A 1,154-nucleotide genomic window follows, 5' to 3' on the forward strand; every position below is an offset into this window, starting at 1 on the left:
CGCCGGAGCCCCCGGCCAACTCCACCGCCGGACCAACCAGTTGAAACGCGCCACCGCGCAGATCAGGCCTTGACTCGGAGCTGTGCCTACCGCTTTGCTGTCCGTGATCACCACCGGGAGTGACCCCGAGGTGACCCCACATCACCCGCGCCAGCGCCGTCCTGGAGGGAAATCCGCGGATGTCGCCGCCTCCGCCGCCACTGGGCCGCGCCCGCAAGCGGGACGCCCAGCTCTTCGACCCGGCCCTGTGCGACTCCGAACTCGTCGACGTACGGACGCAGTTCACCCAGGGCCGGTGGGCCAAGGTGCGCGCGCTGCTCACCGCGACCGGCGACGACTGGGACCGCCGCGGACACCGCCTCGTCGTCCTCGGCCAGACCCCCGCCGCCACCGCCTGGGCCCGCGAATGGCTCCTCGCAGAACCCGACAGCGCCGACGCCCTCACCCTCCTGGCCTGCGCGGCCGTCTTCGACGCCCTGCGCCGCAAGGGCACCCCCGAGGCCGCCGACCAGGCCTGCCGCCGTGCGGCCGCGCTGCTCCCCGCCGACCCCACCCCCTGGCTCGCCCTGCTCCTGCTCACCCGGGCCTTCGGCACCGAGGAGGAGTTCAGCCGCCACTTCGACCAGGTCCGGGTCCGGCACCGCGAGCACCACCACGCCCACCACCTCATGGTCGCCAAGCTCGCCGAACGCACCCCCGCCACCGGCCACGACCCGCTCCACGAGGTCTACGACTTCGCGGCCTGGGCCGCCGAGGAGTCCCCGGCCGACTCCCCGCTCGCCGTCCTCCCCGTGATCGCCCACGCCGAGCGCTACCGCGTCCTCGCCGCCAAGCACGGCAGCACCTTCAACAGCGAGGGCAGCGCCACCCAGCACTGGTCCGGCCGCCGGGCCCGCCAGGTGCTGCGCACGGCCTTCGACTGGTGGCTCGAATGGGAGCGCGAGGACCACCCCCGCAACCGCGTCGACCTGAACTTCCTCGCCCACGCCAAGCTCTGCGAGGGCCGGCCCGCCGAGGCCGCCGCCCTCTTCCACCGGATCGGGCGGCACGCGACCAGTGCCCCCTGGTCCTACCCGGACCTCGACCCGCACAAGGCCTTCCTCGCCGCGCGCAGCGCCGCACTCGGCACCGCCTGACCCACCCCCGTACGACCC

At 74.4% G+C, this 1,154-nt stretch carries 1 protein-coding gene; it reads left to right on the forward strand.

Translation table 11 applies throughout. From position 1 onward, the window contains the following. Window positions 1-179 precede the first annotated feature (179 nt). A complete protein-coding gene (locus tag EF918_RS35960) occupies window positions 180-1,136 on the forward strand; it encodes a hypothetical protein (RefSeq protein ID WP_125653002.1) in 957 nt (318 codons plus the stop codon). Window positions 1,137-1,154 lie beyond the last annotated feature (18 nt).

It is taken from the genome of Streptomyces sp. WAC06614 (assembly GCF_003949795.1).
Taxonomy (GTDB): Bacteria; Actinomycetota; Actinomycetes; order Streptomycetales; family Streptomycetaceae; genus Streptomyces.